The organism is Photobacterium sp. GJ3, assembly GCF_018199995.1.
Classification (GTDB): domain Bacteria; phylum Pseudomonadota; class Gammaproteobacteria; order Enterobacterales; family Vibrionaceae; genus Photobacterium.
In genome coordinates this window covers 902,689-922,840 of the sequence record NZ_CP073579.1, presented here as the reverse complement: position 1 = coordinate 922,840, position 20,152 = coordinate 902,689, and the positions used below count along the sequence as shown (strand labels likewise).

General features: G+C 48.4%; 21 protein-coding genes. 8 read left to right on the top strand and 13 right to left on the bottom strand.

From position 1 onward, the window contains the following. Position 1: 1 nt before the first annotated feature. From KDD30_RS21120 to maoP, 3 genes are all read right to left on the bottom strand, one after another. Positions 2 to 1,993, bottom strand: a complete 1,992-nt coding sequence (locus KDD30_RS21120; RefSeq protein WP_211650333.1) for a flavohemoglobin expression-modulating QEGLA motif protein — start codon at positions 1,991 to 1,993, stop codon at positions 2 to 4. After that, positions 1,977 to 3,005 carry a glutathione synthase gene (gene gshB / locus KDD30_RS21115; RefSeq protein ID WP_211650325.1) on the bottom strand — a complete coding sequence of 343 codons (1,029 nt, stop codon included), beginning with the start codon at positions 3,003 to 3,005 and terminating at the stop codon, positions 1,977 to 1,979. The genes KDD30_RS21120 and gshB overlap by 17 nt, the downstream gene beginning before the upstream one ends. A gap of 113 nt (positions 3,006 to 3,118) precedes the next feature. After that, positions 3,119 to 3,586 carry a DUF413 domain-containing protein gene (gene maoP, locus KDD30_RS21110; protein WP_249199346.1) on the bottom strand — a complete coding sequence of 156 codons (468 nt, stop codon included), beginning with the start codon at positions 3,584 to 3,586 and terminating at the stop codon, positions 3,119 to 3,121. Positions 3,587 to 3,635: 49 nt separating this feature from the next. On the opposite strand from maoP, the gene hdfR reads away from it, so the two are divergent. Together hdfR and KDD30_RS21100 are read left to right on the top strand one after the other, a co-directional pair. Beyond that, positions 3,636 to 4,496: an HTH-type transcriptional regulator HdfR gene (gene hdfR / locus KDD30_RS21105; protein WP_211650323.1), complete on the top strand. Its 861-nt coding sequence runs from the start codon at positions 3,636 to 3,638 to the stop codon at positions 4,494 to 4,496. 280 nt (positions 4,497 to 4,776) lie between these two features. Further along, a complete protein-coding gene (locus tag KDD30_RS21100; protein WP_211650321.1) occupies positions 4,777 to 4,941 on the top strand; it encodes a hypothetical protein in 165 nt (54 codons plus the stop codon). A 128-nt stretch (positions 4,942 to 5,069) separates the two neighbouring features. On the opposite strand, the gene yjjG is transcribed toward KDD30_RS21100, so the two are convergent. The 3 genes from yjjG to KDD30_RS21085 form a co-directional block, all read right to left on the bottom strand. Beyond that, on the bottom strand, positions 5,070 to 5,753 hold the full coding sequence (yjjG, locus tag KDD30_RS21095) for a pyrimidine 5'-nucleotidase (protein WP_211650313.1): 684 nt from the start codon (positions 5,751 to 5,753) through the stop codon (positions 5,070 to 5,072). Positions 5,754 to 5,881: 128 nt separating this feature from the next. Further along, complete coding sequence (locus tag KDD30_RS21090) at positions 5,882 to 6,187, bottom strand: hypothetical protein (protein WP_211650311.1); 306 nt, start codon at positions 6,185 to 6,187, stop codon at positions 5,882 to 5,884. A gap of 115 nt (positions 6,188 to 6,302) precedes the next feature. Then, positions 6,303 to 7,208 (bottom strand): chemotaxis protein, encoded by a 906-nt coding sequence (locus tag KDD30_RS21085; protein WP_211651922.1) that lies wholly within the window; start codon positions 7,206 to 7,208, stop codon positions 6,303 to 6,305. A 511-nt stretch (positions 7,209 to 7,719) separates the two neighbouring features. On the opposite strand from KDD30_RS21085, the gene KDD30_RS21080 reads away from it, so the two are divergent. Together KDD30_RS21080 and KDD30_RS21075 are read left to right on the top strand one after the other, a co-directional pair. Continuing rightward, positions 7,720 to 7,899 (top strand): hypothetical protein, encoded by a 180-nt coding sequence (locus KDD30_RS21080; protein WP_211650309.1) that lies wholly within the window; start codon positions 7,720 to 7,722, stop codon positions 7,897 to 7,899. 162 nt (positions 7,900 to 8,061) lie between these two features. Then, complete coding sequence (locus tag KDD30_RS21075) at positions 8,062 to 8,781, top strand: thioesterase II family protein (protein WP_211650307.1); 720 nt, start codon at positions 8,062 to 8,064, stop codon at positions 8,779 to 8,781. A 191-nt stretch (positions 8,782 to 8,972) separates the two neighbouring features. Here the strand turns inward: KDD30_RS21075 and KDD30_RS21070 are convergent, their stop codons facing one another. Further along, positions 8,973 to 9,680: a DUF1223 domain-containing protein gene (locus KDD30_RS21070; protein ID WP_249199345.1), complete on the bottom strand. Its 708-nt coding sequence runs from the start codon at positions 9,678 to 9,680 to the stop codon at positions 8,973 to 8,975. A gap of 393 nt (positions 9,681 to 10,073) precedes the next feature. Between KDD30_RS21070 and KDD30_RS21065 the strand changes: the two genes are divergently transcribed. The 3 genes from KDD30_RS21065 to trpS all read left to right on the top strand — a co-directional run bounded on the left by KDD30_RS21065 (position 10,074) and on the right by trpS (position 12,875). After that, a complete protein-coding gene (locus KDD30_RS21065) occupies positions 10,074 to 10,325 on the top strand; it encodes a helix-turn-helix domain-containing protein (RefSeq protein ID WP_211650304.1) in 252 nt (83 codons plus the stop codon). Continuing rightward, on the top strand, positions 10,319 to 11,641 hold the full coding sequence (locus tag KDD30_RS21060) for a type II toxin-antitoxin system HipA family toxin (RefSeq protein ID WP_211650302.1): 1,323 nt from the start codon (positions 10,319 to 10,321) through the stop codon (positions 11,639 to 11,641). The genes KDD30_RS21065 and KDD30_RS21060 overlap by 7 nt, the downstream gene beginning before the upstream one ends. A gap of 235 nt (positions 11,642 to 11,876) precedes the next feature. Next, positions 11,877 to 12,875 carry a tryptophan--tRNA ligase gene (gene trpS, locus KDD30_RS21055; RefSeq protein ID WP_249199344.1) on the top strand — a complete coding sequence of 333 codons (999 nt, stop codon included), beginning with the start codon at positions 11,877 to 11,879 and terminating at the stop codon, positions 12,873 to 12,875. A gap of 214 nt (positions 12,876 to 13,089) precedes the next feature. Here the strand turns inward: trpS and KDD30_RS21050 are convergent, their stop codons facing one another. The 3 genes from KDD30_RS21050 to KDD30_RS21040 form a co-directional block, all read right to left on the bottom strand. After that, positions 13,090 to 13,659 carry a YceI family protein gene (locus KDD30_RS21050; protein WP_211650300.1) on the bottom strand — a complete coding sequence of 190 codons (570 nt, stop codon included), beginning with the start codon at positions 13,657 to 13,659 and terminating at the stop codon, positions 13,090 to 13,092. Continuing rightward, on the bottom strand, positions 13,656 to 14,198 hold the full coding sequence (locus KDD30_RS21045; RefSeq protein WP_211651919.1) for a cytochrome b: 543 nt from the start codon (positions 14,196 to 14,198) through the stop codon (positions 13,656 to 13,658). The genes KDD30_RS21050 and KDD30_RS21045 overlap by 4 nt, the downstream gene beginning before the upstream one ends. 228 nt (positions 14,199 to 14,426) lie before the next feature. After that, positions 14,427 to 15,131: an HAD family phosphatase gene (locus tag KDD30_RS21040; protein WP_249199343.1), complete on the bottom strand. Its 705-nt coding sequence runs from the start codon at positions 15,129 to 15,131 to the stop codon at positions 14,427 to 14,429. Between the two features lie 300 nt (positions 15,132 to 15,431). Between KDD30_RS21040 and KDD30_RS21035 the strand changes: the two genes are divergently transcribed. Next, positions 15,432 to 16,226 (top strand): EAL domain-containing protein, encoded by a 795-nt coding sequence (locus tag KDD30_RS21035; protein WP_211650298.1) that lies wholly within the window; start codon positions 15,432 to 15,434, stop codon positions 16,224 to 16,226. A 27-nt stretch (positions 16,227 to 16,253) separates the two neighbouring features. Here the strand turns inward: KDD30_RS21035 and KDD30_RS21030 are convergent, their stop codons facing one another. The 3 genes from KDD30_RS21030 to KDD30_RS21020 form a co-directional block, all read right to left on the bottom strand. Beyond that, positions 16,254 to 17,639: an aspartate ammonia-lyase gene (locus KDD30_RS21030; protein WP_211650296.1), complete on the bottom strand. Its 1,386-nt coding sequence runs from the start codon at positions 17,637 to 17,639 to the stop codon at positions 16,254 to 16,256. A gap of 12 nt (positions 17,640 to 17,651) precedes the next feature. Next, positions 17,652 to 18,029, bottom strand: a complete 378-nt coding sequence (locus KDD30_RS21025; protein ID WP_211650294.1) for a hypothetical protein — start codon at positions 18,027 to 18,029, stop codon at positions 17,652 to 17,654. 123 nt (positions 18,030 to 18,152) lie between these two features. After that, positions 18,153 to 20,087: a glycogen-debranching protein gene (locus tag KDD30_RS21020; RefSeq protein WP_211650292.1), complete on the bottom strand. Its 1,935-nt coding sequence runs from the start codon at positions 20,085 to 20,087 to the stop codon at positions 18,153 to 18,155. Positions 20,088 to 20,152 lie beyond the last annotated feature (65 nt).

The window sequence follows — 20,152 nt, the reverse complement described above, 5'->3', positions numbered from 1 at the left end:
ATTAATTGATGCAGTTCAGCATGAAATTAATGATCGGATCCGTCTCTGTTTCAAGCGACAGTGCTTTCGGCAGATACTGCGGCGGCATCAGAATTTCCCGCTCGATCAGTTCGTCCAGCAAGGGCTTGAATTCAAACCCTGTTTTACCGATGAACAATGAAGTCAGATCGGTTTCCTTATGCAGCCTCAGCGCATCTTTCAGGCCACGCAGGTACAGGTAATCTTTTGTGAAACCACCGCCCCGGTAGGCACGGGTTGTAATGGTGAAAGCTGTATCATTGGACAGCCCGTAATCGAACTTCAGTGTATTGAATGTCTCATTGAAGCTTCGCTTGTTAACCATCATGTCAACCGCGACCACACGCAGGGCCAGCGTTTTCAGCCTGTGCAGCGGGAAATTCCCGGACAGGTGTTCACACAGGATGGCCAAGCCTTCCTGCGTATGGGTATTCCCCGGTAGTCCCAGCTGCAGCACTTTCAGAGGCTGCGCTTCCGCATTCACACTGGTTACCATATGAACGCCCATTTCATGATGAATCAGCGCATACAGATCCGTGGGTGAGAAACGGCTGTTCAGGTTCACTTTCACGGTTGTACCACTGACCATGGCACGTGCAATCAGTTTGGTGGTGCCCTGAATTTTACAGGTGAAGCCATAGTCATCGGCGGCTTCATGAAATGCTGCAATTGCTTCTTCAGCACTGATACTGGATTGTTCAGGCTCAGCATCATCACGCGCGTGCAGAATGAAATTGGCATTGGCAATGTCGCTTTCATCCGGGCGTCCGTAGTAACGCAGTGAGTTATATAAAAACGCTTCGTGGCCCAGGCTCGTCAGCAGATCAATCCGCACTGCCAGTTGATCAATCACTTTCCGGTACATTGCCTGAATACCGGCGTCGCGAATTTCTTCGACCGGCAGGCGATAGAGCTGTTCCCTGAATTTGTAAGGGTCGAGATCTAACTGCCGATAGGTGAACTTCGGTTGGTATGCATCTCGATTATGCAGAAAACGACGTTTTTCCTGCTTCAGGTTGATCGGATTGATATAGCTGAGGGTATTCAGGCCGCGGGCAAACTTATACAGCTGGCGATCCAGCTGAATCACTTCCTTTGGCATTTTTGAATCCAGCACATGGGCTTTCTGACGACGTCTGATGGCAGGTTGCTTCATGTGTGCTTCCATCACATAAGCAGCATGCCCGGTCAGTGCATCTTTCAGCTCAGTGTTCAGCTGCTCAATCACTAAAGGATAACTTTCACCACCGCTCTCATTCATATACACCTTCTTGATCTCAATCGGTAAGATCAGGGTGCGGGAGAAATGATCACGGATGAAGGTGGCCTGATATCCCATACCCTGAAACACAAGGTTTTCTCCGGCAGTCACCGCAATGTTTGGCAGGGTAATCTGTCCCAGACGTGTGAGCAGATCATTGATTTCGGTATGCCATCCTTTGCGATCAACTTGTGCCGTCCCCAAATTAAATGTCGGACACGGTGTTGTGATGCGTTCATGATTGTATGAGTGTATGTCATACACAACGCAGTAACCGAACTTGCGCTCAAGTGACGTGATCAACGCACGAAAAATTCGGTAGTAACACGCATGTTTTGCCTGTGATAGCTGCTTTTCAGCGTCTGTCAGTGCGGCATGCCAGACGTCTTTTCCCCACGCCTGGCTGTAAATACAATGCTCCGGAGCCCGGTTCAGATCGTACTCATAACGGGAGTCTTCGCCCTGAAGCACAATCGGCATTGAAGAGATGAACTCACCGGTATACGGATCTTCCTCAAAGTATCTTTCTTCTGCTGAAAGGTGGCATTTCGCCACCAGTTCAGGACGCAGACGCCCCCCATGATGGATGGCCGTCGCGACAAAAGGCTGATACTCGGAAATGCGAATCGTCAGGCTGCCATCTGCGAGCTGAGCTTCAAAAGGGATCTGATGCTGGATGAGCGCCAGCACCTCGTGCTCAGCTAGTTGCTGCATCTTCAATCACCTGTCTGAACTTGTTCTTCCGCGCAATGCTGACGTCTTTGGCTTTGACCACACTTTCAACGAAGTCGATCACTTCGCGCTGCAATTTGGTTCGGTTCAGACGGTTGATCCGCGTAATGCCGCCAGGGCTGAGCACATTCACTTCAACCAGTTTGCCGTTAATGACATCCAGACCCACGAAATACAGGCCGTCACGGACCAGTTTCGGGCCAATATGACGGCACAGGCGCAGTTCCTGCTTGGTCAGAGTGTGTTTGACTTCCTGACCACCGGCGTGGATGTTTGAGCGGACGTCGTCTTTGGCTGGCACGCGCTTCATGGCACCAATCGGCTCACCATTGAGCATCATGATCCGCACATCGCCTTTTTCAGCGCCTTCAATGTAATCTTGCAGAATCACGTAGTTGTGATCGTCGCCGATGTAGAAGTCCAGCAGTGAACGGACGCTGGATTTTGCGCTTTTCTCGACTAAGATCACGCCCTTACCGCCGTAGCCGTTGAGTGGCTTCATGATCATGCGGTCGTTTGGGTTTTCTTCCAGCACGCGTTCCAGATACTCGCGGTTTTTCGACACGTGCGTGACCGGGATAAACTCGCGGTTTGGATCGGGCAGGGATGCGGTATACAGCTTGTTGTTTGCAACACGCAGACCGTCAATGTCATTGAAAATGAAAGTGTCGTCCCGTACTGAATCCAGGAAGTTCAGGGCCATGGTATCCAGTGGTGGGTTTGCGCGCATAATAATGGCATCAAATCCAGCCAGTGGCAGTTCAGCTTTACGAAACTCTGCCTTACGGTAGAAGCTTGGAATGTTGTTTGAGACGTCGGTTTTTTTCAGCACGCGGCAAAAACCAATCGCCATGCTGTCACGCATCGTCAGGTTGCTTGGGGTCGTCAGGGCAACCGTATGACCACGGCTGGCAACTTCATGAATCAAACGCAGGGTTGAGTCTGTTTCAGGCTCAACTTTGCTCCAAGGGTACATCACGAAACAAATTTTCATTTCAATAAACCATTGTATTGCCCTGTTTCATGGGGCAAAAAAGAAAAGAGCCATGCGCGGTGAGGCGAATGGCTCGGTAAAGCGTGTTGCTATGGCGATAATCGAGTGATTACTTAGTAATCAATATCATCATCGCTACCGCCATCATCGCTGTCTTCTTCAAAGTTGTTTGCAGAAGCTTTGCGAGGAGAATTACACAAGGTATAGCTACGTATCTTGGTTGAAGTCTGTTTCAGGTACTTCGTCCAGCATTTTGCGAAGTCTGAAGCAATTTCCTGCTGTCCGGTAATTTCAGCAAAAAACTGTTCTTCTTCTGGCGTTTCAGGGTGAAGTAGTCCTTCTTGAATACCACGCATGGTACGCCCGTAACTTTCCAGAATTGTGGCTTCGCCCACTGTGAAGACACCCGAGCGGTTAAAGCCGCGTGGGAAATTTTTATCGTCGTAAAATTTGCCTACACTTCTCATCTGATCACCTGCCATGTGAGATTTGCGCTGATATTCTTTCAGGTTTGTTGAGTTGTAAATCAAAGCTTTTTCGTCGTGACGATAAAACTTTTTGATGATAAGAATGGGACGCACAGTGTAGTATCGCCATGAGTCCCATTCCTATTTATATACGAGTTATCTTGTGGACACAGAACTACTGAAAACTTTTCTTGAAGTCACAAAAACAAGGCACTTTGGCCGGGCTGCTGACAACCTGTATCTGACCCAATCCGCGGTGAGTTTCAGAATCCGTCAGCTGGAATCCCAGCTGGGTAATGCGTTGTTCTCTCGTCAGCGGGGGAATGTTCACCTGACTGCCGCGGGTGAGCGGCTGCAGCCTTATGCAGAAGCCATTCTTCAGACCTGGAGCCGGGCAAGGCAGGATGTTGCTTTATCCGATTCCTGCAATAACCAGATCACCCTTGGCGCGACAGCACTTGTCTGGGAGTTCGATGGCATGTCTGACTGGGTCAGCCGTATTTATGGCGCGATCCCGGATCTGGCACTGCGTTTAGAGACTTTGTCCCGGCAAGGGCTGTCAAAGCAGATTCTGAATAAAAGCATTGATGTGGTGATCACCAGTGAGCCACCGAAGATCGAGAATCTGATCGTGCATGAGGTTCGCTCTTATCAGCTGCAGCTTGTTTGCCATTTGGCGGAAAGCAGTATGGCGGATATTAAAGAGCTCCCTTTGGTGTATCTGGACTGGGGAACCCGCTTTGCCGTTGAACACAGCCGGATCAATGAATTGCAAAAGACCCCGATTTTACACAGCCATTCCAGCAAGATGGCGCTGGAGCATTTGTTGCAAAATGGTGGTGTCGGCTATCTGCCGTCTCCGGTGATTGCGCATCCCGTAGAAGCAGGTGAAATCCATGTGGTGAAAAATGCACCCGTCATGGAGCAGACGTTGTACCTGGTTTGGCGGGAAGATAATGAGAAGATCGAGTTGCTGGACAAGTTGCTGGACGTGGCTTTCACCGAGATCAGCGAGCGGGTTTAGCGATATTTTATCCGGCAATATTTTTTGTTGTGATGATAAAAATATCTTGTTGTACAGGACTTCAGACTTTGGATTAGTCTCGCAGCTGGAAGGGGCGGTTCATAAAATGTTGTTTTGCAGTGTCGGCTATGCACTGTGACTGAACTGACCGTCTGACCATGCCACGAAGCATTTGTGTTTTTTTGATTTGTTACCCTATGCTTAGTGATGAAAGTCAGCCAATCGTGGCTAACTCAACATTTTTCAATGTTTTTATCTGGTTGTGTGTCAGGAAACAAGCATGGCAAAGTTAGATGAGAAGTTCCGCAAGGGGTCGAAGTCCAAGTTCAAGAGTGATTTTGAGGAAGACTTTATTGATTACAATGAGCAGGCGCGGAAGAAAAAACGCCGACCAACGCGCCAGCGTCAGGACAGCGGTGAGTACATGGATTTCGACTACGAATAAGTTCTGATTTTTTTGATCACATAGCCTGCCAGCATGGCCTCAGTGATGAGTCATCTGGCCACCCAGACACGAGAAGCGCACCGAATGGTGCGCTTTGTTGTTTCCGGGCCTGATACTTTTGCTGATATTCAGGCTTGAGGGCCAAGCAGCAAAGCGGGCAGTTCATCCAGTTGCCGGACTATATAGCTGGGTTGAATCCCTTCCGGTGCATCATCTCCATGCTGGTTGAGCCAACAGGTATCCATCCCGGCTTTGATTCCCCCCAAAATATCTGAATGCGGGTTATCGCCCACCATCAGGACTTTTTCCCGATCGGGGTGACCCATTTGATCCATGGCGTAATCGAAGATGACCGGGGAAGGTTTGGCGGCGCCCACCTGCTCGGAAATGATCAGTGAGGAGAAGTAATGGGCGACACCAGTCCGTTCTAAACGAACGTCCTGCAGTTCCGTAAAACCGTTGGTAATAATGCCCATTTTGGCATGAGGGCTGAGCTGTTCCAGCATGTCAGCCACACCCGGTAACAGCGCGCAGGTATCTGCCATGGCTTCAAGAAATGCGCTGTTCAGTACTGCGGTGGTCACTCCCAGCTCAGATGCCCAGAATTCAAAACGCTTGTGCTTCAACTGCGCTGCGTTGATATCCCCATTTTGGTAGTCAACCCAAAGCGGTTGATTCAGGCGCTGATACTCTGAAAAGTGAGTCTGACTAAAGTCGACCTCAAAGCGGGAAAACATCAGTTTGAGGCCACTGTAAGCATCAAAATGAAAGAGTGTTTCGTCAGCATCAAAAAGAATCCACTGATATTTCATATACTAAGCCTTTGACATTTCAGAGGCCCACATCTTACTCCTTTCAGGTACAGACAACAAAAAGAAAACCTCAATGATGCGGAAACAGCGTGTTGACTGCAGGTGAACGATACCGATGTATCAACCGCTTAAGCCGGCAGTTGATCGTTCGACAGGACCATGGGCTCGTTGTAGAGCTTGATCACCAGCGTCAGGGTTTCATTGCGAATATCTTCCCGGATCGTATCAATGGCATAGAATTGACCTTGTCTGTTTCGTAAAGATTTGCGAATCAGTTGGGCAATGCTGTCGTCAATATCGCCTTTGACTTCAATCGTTTCGACAAGCTGAAAATTGCCATAGTTTGCTTCCTCGGGAGAAAGCAGTTCCGGATTGGCCAACACGGCGCAGGAAGAGAGGAGAAGCGTGGCACTGAATACAATTCGCTTGAACATGGTGAATCCGACATTGAAAGATGAATATTGCTGATAACGGCAACTGTGCCATAGCTGCCGTCCCTAATGTCAGTTTTCTGTTAACTTGGATAAATCAGTGTAATTTTTTTGAACCTCATTCAACCATGGTTTCCTGGTGCATTTGGGCCCCACGGAGCATGGCGTGGATCAGTTCATTGGCCTCAAATTTGGTCAGGGCTTCATGGGCGCCAACCTGATGTGCCTGAGAGACACTGATTTCACTGGAAAGCGACGTATGCAGAATGATGTAAGTGCCCTTGAGTTTGGGGTTGTTCTGAATTTCAAATGCCAGCTCGTAGCCATCCAATCCCGGCATTTCGATGTCACTGACCAGTATTTCAAACGGCTGGCCGGCATCTGCGGCCTGATTGAGCATCCGGAGCGCATCTGTCCCCGTCGTCGCAATGTGATAAGGAATACTGACACTATCCATCGCCTGACAGAGCTGGCGACGGGCAACGGCTGAATCATCAACCAGCAGGATTTTTAACGGACGTAATGTTTCGCGCTGAACATCTGTCAGGACAGGGTGCAGGCTTTCAGGAGAATCAGGAAACACTTTAGATAACAACAACTCAATATCTAGTAACTGAACCAATTGGTTCTCAATGTTTGTCACACCGGTGACGAAAATATTTCTGCCAAGTGACGGGGGCGGCGCATCAATGTTATGCCAGTTACACTCGGTAATTTTATTGATGCCACGGACCAGAAAGCCCACCAGTCGCCGGCGACAGTCTGTGATGATGATGTAGCATTGTTTCAGCTCTTCCTGCGTCAGCGCCGGATAACCAATGGCCTTCGCCATATCAACCACGGGCAAAGTGTCACCACGCAAGCTGGCTGCACCTAAGACCGTTGGGTGGGATTGAGGGATGGCTGTTAAAGGGGTGTACGGCACAATTTCTTTCACTTTCAGTGTGCCGATAGCAAAAAGTTGTCGGGAGTTCAGCCTGAACAGTAGCATTCCCTGTGATTGATTGGTTGCGGTTTTGAGCATTTCAGCTTCCCTTTTCCACCAGTCGAGTTGCCTCCAGAAATCATGGAGGACAAGAATTGATACCCAAATCATCTCATCATGCTCCGGCAAGTCTGAGTTGCCGCTCATGCCATCATCCAGTGTTATCTTTCCGGGGAGCAAACGAACATCTTTCATCGTCCGCAGAGAAGCAAGAAGGATGTTCATTTGCCGATCGATCATTCAGAAACGGAAACGGATCACCAGACGCTGAATCTTGGTTGTGAGATCACTTGGGTATCACCCGATTATAGTAGTCTGTCTGCCGTGCAAAAGGAATTCATCGTATTGATTTTATTCTTAGTACTTGAACTTTGAGACTGATCCAGAAATTCATTTGATCCTGAACGTGTCAAACCCGTCTCCGACGACGCCGGAGTCGGATGAATCCAGCTATATTTATAGTCATCGGCTCAAAGACAGAGGACGTGAATACTGATGATATGAATATCAGGGAATAGATTTGGCGTAGCAGACGAAGATAGGTACGGTTATGGAATTACGGAATCGATCTGGCGATATCGCCCACATGGCAGATAACCTGACATTGAAAGAAATTGTTGATATGGGTTTTTCTATCGACTTATGCGATGAGAATTACGACCCGAATGAGCATTGGACGATTCGGCAACCTCGTCAAAGAAAAGAAGGGGAGTACCCTTCAGACAGTTAAATTTCGGCCAGAGCAGCCCGCTCTGGCTCCCCCCAATAAATGCATCATCTCTGGCAGATAAACGATGCCTTGAGTGGCATACCCTGTTCGGCATATTCATGTTATTTTGTGTGCATATCATTGTATCGAAAGACTTGTTTTAACGGATTGAATGTGAAGGACATGATGTCAGCCAACAGACGATTTATCTGCTATCAGCCCAATCCAGCGGCTGAACTGAATTTACTGTGTTTCCCCTTTGCAGGAGGAAGTGCAACCGTGTTTCATCCCTGGGCTGCCAGATTACCTGCGCATGTTCAGATGTTTGCTTATCAGCCCCCGGGGCGGGCGCAACGTTTACGTGAACCTCGTTGCATCAATATGTCTGCTTATATCGAAGATATCTGGCAAGGGCTGTGTGAGATTCCGGATAAGCCCATGATCCTCTTCGGACACAGTATGGGGGCTTTCGTGGCGTATGAATTGATTCGCAAGTTGCAGCAGTCGGGCAGGAGATTGCCGGTAAAAGCCGTGTTTTCTGCCGCAAAATCTCCCTGGAAGAATCATCGGACTCGTTTCCTGAGCCAGCTTGCAGATGATGATTTTATCAGTGCACTGAAATTAAAAGGTGGCTTTCCGGCCGAAATTCTCAATCATCATGAACTGATGGCGATGTGTACGCCTTTTGTGAAATCAGACTATCACATTGCGGAATCCTATCAGTGTCCGGATGGACAGCAACAGCCGATGCCAGTTCCGGCCATTGTTTTTGGGGGGCCGATGATGACATCACACAAGATGAATTGTCCGACTGGCAGTCTGTGTTTTCAACACCGCCAGTCCTGCATACTTTTCCCGGTGGACATTTCTTCATCAACGACGAAAGCGTACGGGATGATTTGATTCGCCTGACGCTCAGTTGATACCAATCAAAGTAAGTCAATGATCAGAAATAGCGCAGGGGAAATGTTTGAGAACAAGGCAGATTTTTGGATATGTAGTGATTCTACAATCAAAAAATCTAACGCAGTTATCGAACAATTGAACAAGCTAGGATGACCTGTGATTTACTGCGATTGGTATGAGATGGCTGATTATGGCGTGAGCCAGCCTGCAACGGTCTGAACCGGCACAAAACTGTTTTCCCGGGTGAGCCATGCGGCAACTGCATCGGCATTGGCCGGGATACGGGCGGGCGAAAATGACCAGCGGTTTTCGGATGCAGATTGAGCTGAGTCAAGGACCACGTGGTTGTATGTCAATACTTTGCCTGCATTTTCTCCCCGGAGAATCGGTGTGGTTTCATCCATGGCCATTAAAACAAAATGTGCGACAAATCTGCCTTCACCGGCATAATCCAGGGTGAATGCTTGATTCTCGTATGTCAGTTTTAACGCTTTTGCCGCAGTTGTGTTTTGTTCAGGTAAACGCTGATGGCTGAAAAATCCGCGCCATTCTTTGCCATCAACCACAAACCCCGGCGTGTAAACCGAGCTCAGCACGTCATATTGATGATAAAGACGTTGTTTCAGGCTGAATGCCGGATTTGAAAAAGCGTCTTTCCAGCCCAGATAATCCCAGTAATCAACGTGGTATGCGACAGGGATGATGGTTTCCCAGAGCGAATTCGTCTCACCCAGTTGATGGGTGAATCTATCTGCGGGCGGGCAGCTGGAACAGCCTTGCGAGGTAAACAATTCAATCACTTGCGCTGGTGGTCCCGCATGCTGCCAGACTTGCGCCTGAGCCAGCGGACAAATACACAGCAACCAGAAACCATCACTGAATCTTGAATTCATCATCTTACTCCTGTTTTCGATTTCTGAGAGATAAGACCAGAGCATGTCCCAGAGTCTTTCAATGGATGTGGCTAATGAATCAACAGATGCGTTTGTGGTTTTAAGATGACGATGACGCAGTGTGATCTCTAACCTCCGGCGAATTTTTCCTGACAGCGAAAGCAAATGATAGGGTTGCATCCACTGATGGTCAGCATACCCTCCATTCGTATTTTCAGTCATTGAATACGTCATCGTGGGTGACTTCTTTTGATATGAGTTGGGATGCCTTTCAGGTTTACCCTTGAACGGGGGTAAAAATAACTTTACCCCCGATCAGGGGTAATCTTGGTTTTACCCTTGAACGGGGGTAAATTAAGATCTACCCTTAAACGAGGGTAGGAAAGAGGAAAGCACGTGCTGATCACATCACCAAAACAACTCGCCACTCATCTCAAAGATGAAAGGAAGTCCAAAAGATTGTCTCAGGAAAAAGTCGCTGATCCCGTTGGGCTGAAGCAGGACACCGTCTCAAAATTTGAGATTAATCCTGAAACAACCAGTATTGGAACATTATTCCGGATTTTATCTTCACTGGATCTCGAGCTGCATTTACAACCCAAAGGGAAAAGTGGCGAGCCGAGTGATGAGGATGATGAGCTATGGTAAGGCAGCTTCGGGTGCTGATGAATGGTTTGAATGTGGGTGTATTTACAAAAGAAGTCACTGGCGCACACACTTTTCAATACGATGAAGCGTGGATTCATTCAAAAAAGCGTCGTGCAATCTCACTTTCTCTGCCATTAAGAAAAGCCCGCTTTACTGGCGATGAGGTGATCAATTTTTTTGATAACCTGTTGCCGGATAACCCTCAGGTCAGGGAGCGAATCGTTGCCAGGTATGATGCAAAAACAAAGCAGCCATTTGACTTGCTGGAAAAAATTGGCCGTGACAGTGTGGGTGCAATTACTCTGATTCCTGAAGGTCAGCCAATCCCTGACTTCAAAAAAATCAGTGCAACGGAATTAACTGCCGCACGGCTGGAACACGTGTTAAATGCTTATACAGACAATATCCCCTTGGGTATGGTCGACGGGAATGACGACTTTCGGATTTCGATTGCCGGTGCTCAGGAAAAAACAGCCTTACTGAAGCGGCATGATCGCTGGTATATCCCGAATGGATTAACACCCACCACGCATATTATTAAACTGCCAATTGGGGAAATCAGAACACAAAGCAGTGTTTTGGACCTGACAACCAGCGTCGATAATGAATTGATCTGCATGCGCCTTTCCAGAGCGTTTGGTTTACCCACAGCAAGCTGTGACGTGCTTCATGCCGGGAAGGTCAGAGCATTAGCCGTTGAGCGCTTCGACAGGCGATATGCCCAGAAAGAAGACTGGATTGTACGGTTACCACAGGAAGATTTTTGTCAGGTATCGGGTATTTCACCTGCGAAAAAGTACGAGGTAGATGGTGGCATTGGAATTGAGGGGATTATGAATCATCTGCTCGGTTCAGAAATTGCCGGAGAAGACAGGCGTACCTTTATGAAAGCTCAGGTGCTGTTTTTTGTGCTGGCAGCCATTGATGGCCATGCCAAAAACTTTTCTTTGTTTCTTCAGCCCAACGGGAAATACCGTCTGACACCCCTATATGACATCATTTCTGCATATCCGATGATGGGGGGAAAAGGGATCCACGAAAGGAAAATAAAACTGGCGATGGGTTTGAAGGCGAGCACTGGCTATAAACGGCATTGGTATCAAATTCAGGCCCGGCACTTTATGAACACCGCAAGACTTGTGAAATATTCTTCTGAGTCGATGAGGGAAATTTTAGAGGAATTTCAAGGGAGTTATATGTCGGCGGTCGATCAGGTTGGGAATCAGTTGCCTCAAGACATTGATGAGAATGTGAGAGATAAAATATTCGAAGGGATTGTGAAATCCATGAGAAGGTTAACCCTCAATCCAGCATAAAAAGAAACCGAAACGTCTTGATTGCAATGAAAACGTGGTTCAGTTATTGTCCTAACCATGCATATGACTCAACATCAATCTATTTCATCATTTATTCGTTGGTGGCGCTCCTGAAAGAGCGGCACTGAATTTTTACGTTCATTTGCCGCCGGAAATGGCAGCCAATGGACGTTTTATCCCTGATCTGATGTTTTCTTTGGTTGCCGTGAATCGGTTTAATTCAAGGAAATATCACATGAAAGAACGCATTCTCACGGGCGACAGACCCACCGGTCCACTGCATTTAGGGCACTATGTTGGTTCACTTCAGCAGCGGGTTCGGCTTCAGCAGACACATGACCAAACCATCTTAGTCGCGGATTTACAGGCGCTGACCGATAACGGGCAGAACCCCAAAAAGATCTCGGATAATATCCTCAATGTGGTTGCCGACTACTTAGCGGTCGGGATTGATCCGACCCAGACGACGATATGCTTACAGTCTGCGTTGCCCGCATTATCTGAACTCACCATGTATTACTCGAATCTGGTGTCTATTGCCAGGCTGGAACGAAATCCAACGGTGAAACATGAAATCCATTATCGGGGGTTTGGCAGAACCATCCCGGCAGGATTTTTAACTTATCCTATCAGCCAGGCAGCAGACATTACCGCATTCAGAGCAACTCAGGTTCCGGTGGGCGATGATCAACTTCCCATGATAGAGCAGACGAATGAAATTGTGCGCCGCTTGAATAGCATTGTTGGAGCTCCCGTCCTGTGTGAATGTCAGGCCATGCTCAGCCACTTTCCAAGACTTCCGGGCATTGATGGTCGAGCGAAAATGTCGAAATCCATGGGAACGGCGATCACATTGGGTGCCACTGAAAACCAGATTCGTGCTGCTGTCAAAGCGATGTATACGGATCCCAACCATTTACGGATCACGGATCCGGGCCAGATTGAAGGAAATGTGGTGTTTACCTATTTGGATGCTTTTCATCCGGATGCTGGTTTTATTGAAGAATTAAAAACGCATTATCGCCGGGGCGGATTGGGTGATGGTCAAACCAAAAAGATTCTTGAAGATTGTCTGCAATCCTTACTGGCACCCATCAGGGAAGAAAGACAAAGACTAATGCAGGATAAAGCCATGCTGATTGAGGTGTTGCGGCAGGGTACAGAGCAAGCAAATGAAGTGAGCCAGCGTCTCTTGCTGGATGTAAAACGCGCTTTGGGACTATCTCTATTCTGAAAAAATCCGGCTGTGACAAACACAGCCGGACTCATCAGACGTCAGGTTTTGTTATACCAATCGCAGTCAATCACTGGTCATCCTAGCTTGTTCAAATGTTCGATCACTGCGTTAGATTTTTTGATTGTAGAATGACGACTTATCTAAAAAATCTACCTTGTTCTCAAACATTTTTCCTGCGCTATTTTTGATCATTGACTTACTTTGATTGGTATTATTGACGAACCCCTTCGATATGGAGTTCCATATCGGCATAACTGGAAGTTCCCATCACCTGAATTCCGAAATCAGCCAGTTCAAGGCGGGTTGTTCCCATAAAGCCAGCACGGTAGCCGCCCCAAGGATCTTTACCTGCGCCAACAAATTCAGCGTCGATTGTGATGGGTTTGGTTTGGCCGTGCAGCGTCAGATCACCATCAATCGCCAGTTTACCATTGCCTTTATCGGTTACTTTGGTGCTGGTGAAAGTGGCTTTCGGATATTTGCTGACTTCCAGGAAATCTTCACTGCGAACGTGCTTGTCACGGTCTGCATGGTTTGAATCGAAGCTGGTGGTATCAACGTTCACTGTCACTTTCGATGCCGCGATGTTTTCAGGATCGTAGCTGAAAGTACCATCAAAAGTATTGAAACGCGCTTTAATAAAGCTGTAGCCTAAGTGGCTGATTTTCAGGTTGACAGATGCGTGGGCACCTTTGTTGTCGATCATATAATCAGCTGCGTTAGCAAACCCAGGAACCATCAGGGCTGCAGCCAGACTGAAAGCGGTCAGATGCTTTTTCATTTTTCCTTAACTCCCAACATTTTCTTCAAAGTATTGTCTTTATTGATGAAGTGGTGTTTCAATGCTGCTCCCGCATGAAGGACTGCAAGTCCAATCAGGCCGTAAGCAATATATTCGTGAATTTCTCCGGCGATATCAGATTGATCCGGGAAAAGCTCCCCCAAAGAGGGCACGGTCAGCCAGTTGAACACATCAATGCCACGGCCGTCAGAGGTTGAAATCAGATAACCACTGATAAACAGACCAAACATCAGCAGATAAATGACTGAATGTACCAGTTTGGCTGATAGTTTTTCCCAGGTCGCACCTTCAATTTCAGGTTGCTTTCTGATGCACTTCCAGACAAGGCGAAACAGAGTTGCCGCCAAGAGGCAAAGACCCACGGATTTATGCCAGTGTGGGGCAGTGGTATACCAGGTGGAGTAATAATTGAGATCGACCATCCACACACCAACAGCGAAGAGTCCAATGATGACAAGGGCACTCAGCCAATGCAGCAAAATTGAAACCCAATCGTAATGAGTGACTGTTTTTTTCATGTATACCTGAACCCGGAATAAAAACAATTTCCCTATTCTAATAGCAAATATTTCAAAAATCAGTGGATTAAGTTGAATAAGCTCTTCGAAGAATTTGAACAACATCGAAAGAACACAGAGAGTACTGGCAGATCTTGAGATAAATGGCCGAATAAATAAGGTAACAAAACATTTCAGCCCTCTGTCCGTGAGGGCTGGTGAGCATTTTATTGCTTTCTTTCGAATGACTTATCGCTGAATGTCATTCTGATGCCGCCAATCCATCATTGTCCACTCCTGCATTTGTGCATGCAAGGCGAGCGTTGGATCCGGGTTGACAGCAAACGGATGTTCAACAGCCTGGAGTAACGGCAAATCGTTGATGGAATCTGTATAACAGTAAAGGCTGCTGAATGAGGTCTGCTGTGTCTGTAACCAGTCTTCCAGTCGCGTCACTTTCCCTTCACGATAGCTCAGCACGCCCGTGGTGCTTCCTGTATAAATACCGTTGATTGATTCAAGCTTGATCGCAAGTGAGTCATCAACCCCCAGGTGTTCTGCAATGGGCCTGACCAGATGTTCGCCCGTCGCAGAAATAATGATCACGCGATCGCCTCGCTTTTTATGCCACGCAATCCGCTCGATCGCATCCGGATAAATGGCGGGCTCAATGCGGGTTTCCACAAATTCTTCAATGAGCGGGGCCAGATCGTTGATTGCTTTCCCTGCAATGGGCGCGAGCGTCGCAGCCATGTAGGAATGCATGTCCATGCTGCCTTTGGCGTAATCTTTCATGAGCGCCCGTTCTTGCTCGATCAGACGCTCATCGGCCAACCCTTTTTCGACAATGAAACTGACCCACAGCGAAGCTGAGTCGGCGGCAATCAGTGTTTCATCTAAATCGAAGATGGCAAGGTTCGGTAATTTTGTGATGGGTTGAATGTTGGATAACAACGTGTCTGTCCTTTTCTTCACTTTTCTTCAGATTTAAGGGCTCAGGTTAGGTGTGAATCATGACACTCATGTTTCAATGATATGTCGTTTTGAAGTCACGTGTTCTGAAATGAAAGCGATATTTTAACGTTTTTGTGACATTTTTCTCACTGTGATCGCATAAACTTTTTATGTCTCATATTTGAGACAGTTTTTGGTCGCTTATATCTATATATTGCGGCAGTTTTACGCAAGTGTGCAGGTCGAAATACGTGCTCATCAGCGCGTACGCCATGTCTGTCATTGTATAAAGAGAAGAGCGTGAACAGGATAATCGCGACACTAAAGGACGTAGAAGAACACTTAATCACTGAATCTGATGGAAGTTTCAGTGCGAAGTACGATGGCTATCTGATCAAAAGTGCTTTTCAGCCCATCCATGCGACAGAGGGGGAACTGTTCGGATTCGAGGCCCTGGCGCGTGTATATAACAAAGCCGGAGATGAGCTGAACACGGAACCATTCTTCACATCTACGTTTTTGGAAACAACGGATCAGGTCAATCTGGACAGACTTGCCAGAGTCATTCATGTCAAAAATTTTGCGCAATATTTTCCGGATCATGTTCTGTTCCTGAACATGGTGCCAGATGCGCTTTTGTCACATCACAAGCATGTGCCTGCGTCTTTACTCCATGAACGACTGAACGAGCATGGTTTGCTGGCGAGCCAGATTTACTTCGAGTTGCTGGAGCATGATTGTGCCAGAAATTCAGAATTACAACAGGCACTGAGGGAGATGCGGGAACAGGGCATGAAAATTGCCATGGATGACTATGGCGTCAAAGCGTCTTCAGAGCGCCGTGCCAGATTACTCCACCCGGATATGATTAAAGTGGACCGTTCGCTGCTGGCTGGTTATCTGGCCGGTAATCAGCAACCACTTCAGTCTGTCGTTCATTTGGCGAAAGAGTTACGGGCAAAGTTATTGTTGGAAGGCGTTGAGAACGAAGCGGGTTGGTTAGCCGCTCGTGCACTGGGGGCTGATTATATTCAGGGGTTTCATCTGGGCAGGCCGCAGTTGTTATCAGAAATGCTGGAATTAAGGGTTTGCTGAGGCAAACCCTTTAACATTCAAACTGAATTATTGGGCTACACCACCTGTAGTGAGCTTTTGTGGATCCAGCAAGCTTTCTAGTTCAGTGCGTGACAGATCGGTTTCTTCTTCCGCGACATCCAGAATGTCCCGTTTTTCTTTGTACGCTTTTTTCGCGATTTCTGCGGCTTTCAGGTAGCCAATCACCGGGTTCAGTGCGGTCACCAGAATCGGGTTTTTCGCCAGTGCTTCCTGAAGTTTATCTTCCCGGACATGAAAGGTGGCGATCGCTTTGTCTGCCATCAGGGTGAAAGTGTTCGCCAGCAGTTCAATGCTTTGCAGCAGATTATAGGCGATCACGGGGAGCATGACGTTCAACTGGAAGTTTCCGGACTGGCCGGCAACGGTGATCGTTGTATCGTTACCAATCACCTGTGCTGAAACCATGGCTGCAGCTTCGGGAATGACCGGGTTGACTTTGCCGGGCATGATGGACGAGCCGGGTTGCAGGGCTTCCAGTTCAATTTCTCCCAGACCCGCCAGCGGACCGGAATTCATCCAGCGTAAATCATTGGACATTTTCATCAGGGCGACAGCCGCTGTTTTGAGCTGACCGGACAAACCCACAATGGCATCCTGGCTGCTGAGGTTGTAGAAAAAGTTATCGCTGCTGGTGAACGGGACTTCTGCAGAAACGGACAGGTTGTTTGCAAACACGGCAGCAAAACGGGGATCCGCATTGATGCCAGTCCCCACAGCGGTTCCGCCTTGTGCCAGCGCCGAAACATTGTCCAGACTCTGTTCGATGCCATGACGGGCTTTGACAATCTGTGTTTTCCAGCCCTGTAATTCCTGCGCCAGCGTGACCGGCATGGCATCCATCAAGTGAGTTCGGCCCGTTTTAACAATGTGGCCAACGGCGGCTGATTTTTCGTCCAGCGTCTGGCTGAGATGGGCCATCGCCGGGAACAGATGTTCATGACAAGCCAGCACAGCACTGACCTGAATGGTCGTCGGGATCACGTCGTTACTGCTTTGGCCCATGTTCACGTGATCATTTGGATTGACGGGCTGTCCGGCCCGTTGAGTGGCCAGTGTGGCAATGACTTCATTGGCATTCATATTGGAACTGGTGCCTGAGCCGGTTTGAAACACATCAATCGGAAATTGCTCAAGATGCTGTCCGTCGATGATTTCCTGACAACTGTCGATGATGGCGTGGGCGATCGGATCATCCAGCAGGCCCAGTTCAAGGTTACTTCTGGCGGCTGCCTGTTTTACAAATGCCAGCGCCTTGATAAATTGTGCTGGCATGGTCAGACCGCTGACAGGAAAGTTATTGACTGCACGTTGGGTCTGGGCCTGATACAACGCATTTTCAGGGACTTGTACTTCACCCATGCTGTCTTTTTCAATTCGGTAAGCTTTCGTCATGTCAGAGGTTCCTTATAATCCGGACGAATGTTGTAACTGTAGGAGGTTTTGTTTCAGTGCCAGGAATTTATCGGTGTGATTGTCACCGTATAACTTTTTCAGGGCGAGTAAAGGGCAATAGAGATAATCCAGACAAATCCGACGAAAAATTCGGGATTGCCGGTTGTCCTGAATCGTTTCCAGCAGATGAAAGAACACCCGCCGGAGAAAGAGCTCCTGAAGCAATGGATTTCTGGCTGCAGTGAGTTGTCCGTAATAAGCCGCCAGATTCATGCCTGCCTGAGTCATTTCAATAATGACATCTTGCTCATAACCCGGGATCAGAGGATGGTTGAGAAAACGATCTTCAGCCAGGAAATACTGGCGGTACAGCTCTCTGGTTTTGTCCATAAAACGCTCCACACCTCGACTGGTGATAACTATTATCATTATCATGCGCGGGTTGCAAGCCTGTATCACAAGAACCCGGCGAGAGGTTCGCTGCTGACACTGTGCGGGTAAGTGTAGACGGCGTCAGCGATGGTTGTTGTGAAGAATCATCATGGACTGGCCGCGAACCAGACAGCCGGACTGACGTATTTTTCTGATCTCTGGGGCTTGCAAAGCCGTATCGATCAGACAATGCCAACCGCTGCCTTGCAACTGAAAGTATACGGGCAGATTGCCGGGGTTGAAGAGATAACACAGGCTGTCCTGATCCTGTATCTGGATCCGACAGGCGAAGGGTTGACGTTCAGCCCAGTCCGAAGCCGTCATCGGCGAACCGTTCGGAACATGCCAGTGAATGATCATCGATTCCGGCAATTCGGTGAGTGCCTGAATGAACCGGGGCAGGGTTGCTTGCCGTTGTTGAATGAGCCAGACACACCAGTGTGCAAATTGGTCTGTGGTTGTGTGACTGTCCCAGTTGACCCAACTGACAGGATTGTCCTGACAATAGGCATTGTTATTTCCCAACTGGCTGTGGGCACGTAAATCAGCCCCCAGAAGATGAGGTATTCCGAAGCTGAAGATCAGGCTTGTCATCAGGTTTCGCTTGTGTTGTTCGCGTTTTTTCATGATGCCCGGGTGACGGGTTGGCCCCTCTATCCCCAGGTTGTTGGATCGATTATCCGGATGTCCATCGCGGTTCTGTTCCAGATTGGCCTGATTGTGCCTTTGGTGATAAGACACCACATCCTGCAAGGTAAACCCGTCGTGATAGCAGATGTAATTCACACTCATTTTGGATGGCCAGTGAACGGCCGGAAAGAGTGATTGTGTTCCGAGCAACAGCGGGGCGATTTCTGCCGAAGCCGTGTTGTGTAACCAGTAGCTGCGCCAGGTGTCTCTGAAGACATCATTACATTCATGCCAGCCGTCCGGAAAGTGTCCCAACTGATAGCCCTGCGGACCGATGTCCCAGGGTTCTGCGATCAATTTCACCTGACTGAGCACAGGATCGGCCTGAATGGCCAGGAAGAAGGCGGCGTGCTGATCGAATAACTCCCCGTCTCTGCCCAGCGTTAAAGCCAGATCAAATCGAAAGCCATCGACCTGATAATGTGTCACCCAGCTTCTCAGCGATTGAATCACTGCGGCCAGCGCTGGCGGATGTTGCAGATTGACGGTATTGCCACAACCCGTGTAGTTCAGGAGTTGTCCGTCCTGATTGTGCCGGTAGGTTTGCGGATCCAATACTTTGAAATGAAAGACAGGCCCACCGTGGCCTTCTTCTGCTGTGTGGTTGTAGACCACATCTAAAATGACCTCGATGCCATGTTCATGCAAGGTGCGGATCAGGGTCTTACATTCGTCAACCGGGTGCTTACAGGCAAAGCGGGCATCGGGTGCTGACCATGCCAGTGGATTATAGCCCCAGTAATTGGTGAGGGATTTCGCCTGCAAATGTGTTTCATCCGCTTTGGTCGCTATGGGCATCAGCTGCAAAGTGGTGATGCCATGGCGTTTGAAATAGGCAAGCATCACAGGATGGCACAGGGCGAGGTAAGTGCCTCTGATCGCGGGTGGAATATCGGGATGTAATGCCGTGAATCCCTTCACGTGAACTTCGCAAAGGATGGTTTGATCCGAGGGGATTTTGGGGTGTTGTGCCTGTCCCCAGTCGAAATAATGGTCTGTCACCTGCGCTGTCCAGTACGGAATCTTATCGTGACGTTGTAACACGTGGTGGGCATGCGGATCGATCAGCCACTGTTTCTGATTGTCTGCATTCAGGGTGTAAAACGCGTAGGCAGCACCGGCCTGAACATTGCTGATAAAACAGGTCCAGTCGCCATTGGGCTGTTTTTGCATCAGTCGGGGCATCTCAGGTGCCGTCTCGTGTTCGTCGGGATGCTCCGGCAAAACCAGAAACAAGTTTGCCAGTTGCGGGCCGTGCAAGCGGAAATGGCAGCCACGGTCTGTCAGAGTGGTTCCCAGTGCGATGTTGGTGGTGGTGTTTTCCATTGAAATTTCCTGACCGGACTGAAAAAAAGAACAGCCAGTCATAAGACTGGCTGTTGTCTGTCAAC

Excerpts from the sequence above, each read along its gene's own strand:
- KDD30_RS21120 (WP_211650333.1), bottom strand. The coding sequence starts at position 1,993 with ATGCAGCAACTAGCTGAGCACGAGGTGCTGGCGCTCATCCAGCATCAG.
- gshB (WP_211650325.1), bottom strand. The coding sequence starts at position 3,005 with ATGAAAATTTGTTTCGTGATGTACCCTTGGAGCAAAGTTGAGCCTGAA.
- KDD30_RS21100 (WP_211650321.1), top strand. The coding sequence starts at position 4,777 with ATGGCAAAGTTAGATGAGAAGTTCCGCAAGGGGTCGAAGTCCAAGTTC.
- yjjG (WP_211650313.1), bottom strand. The coding sequence starts at position 5,753 with ATGAAATATCAGTGGATTCTTTTTGATGCTGACGAAACACTCTTTCAT.
- KDD30_RS21090 (WP_211650311.1), bottom strand. The coding sequence starts at position 6,187 with ATGTTCAAGCGAATTGTATTCAGTGCCACGCTTCTCCTCTCTTCCTGC.
- KDD30_RS21085 (WP_211651922.1), bottom strand. The coding sequence starts at position 7,208 with ATGCTCAAAACCGCAACCAATCAATCACAGGGAATGCTACTGTTCAGG.
- KDD30_RS21080 (WP_211650309.1), top strand. The coding sequence starts at position 7,720 with ATGGAATTACGGAATCGATCTGGCGATATCGCCCACATGGCAGATAAC.
- KDD30_RS21075 (WP_211650307.1), top strand. The coding sequence starts at position 8,062 with ATGATGTCAGCCAACAGACGATTTATCTGCTATCAGCCCAATCCAGCG.
- KDD30_RS21070 (WP_249199345.1), bottom strand. The coding sequence starts at position 9,680 with ATGATGAATTCAAGATTCAGTGATGGTTTCTGGTTGCTGTGTATTTGT.
- KDD30_RS21060 (WP_211650302.1), top strand. The coding sequence starts at position 10,319 with ATGGTAAGGCAGCTTCGGGTGCTGATGAATGGTTTGAATGTGGGTGTA.
- trpS (WP_249199344.1), top strand. The coding sequence starts at position 11,877 with ATGAAAGAACGCATTCTCACGGGCGACAGACCCACCGGTCCACTGCAT.
- KDD30_RS21050 (WP_211650300.1), bottom strand. The coding sequence starts at position 13,659 with ATGAAAAAGCATCTGACCGCTTTCAGTCTGGCTGCAGCCCTGATGGTT.
- KDD30_RS21045 (WP_211651919.1), bottom strand. The coding sequence starts at position 14,198 with ATGAAAAAAACAGTCACTCATTACGATTGGGTTTCAATTTTGCTGCAT.
- KDD30_RS21030 (WP_211650296.1), bottom strand. The coding sequence starts at position 17,639 with ATGACGAAAGCTTACCGAATTGAAAAAGACAGCATGGGTGAAGTACAA.
- KDD30_RS21025 (WP_211650294.1), bottom strand. The coding sequence starts at position 18,029 with ATGGACAAAACCAGAGAGCTGTACCGCCAGTATTTCCTGGCTGAAGAT.
- KDD30_RS21020 (WP_211650292.1), bottom strand. The coding sequence starts at position 20,087 with ATGGAAAACACCACCACCAACATCGCACTGGGAACCACTCTGACAGAC.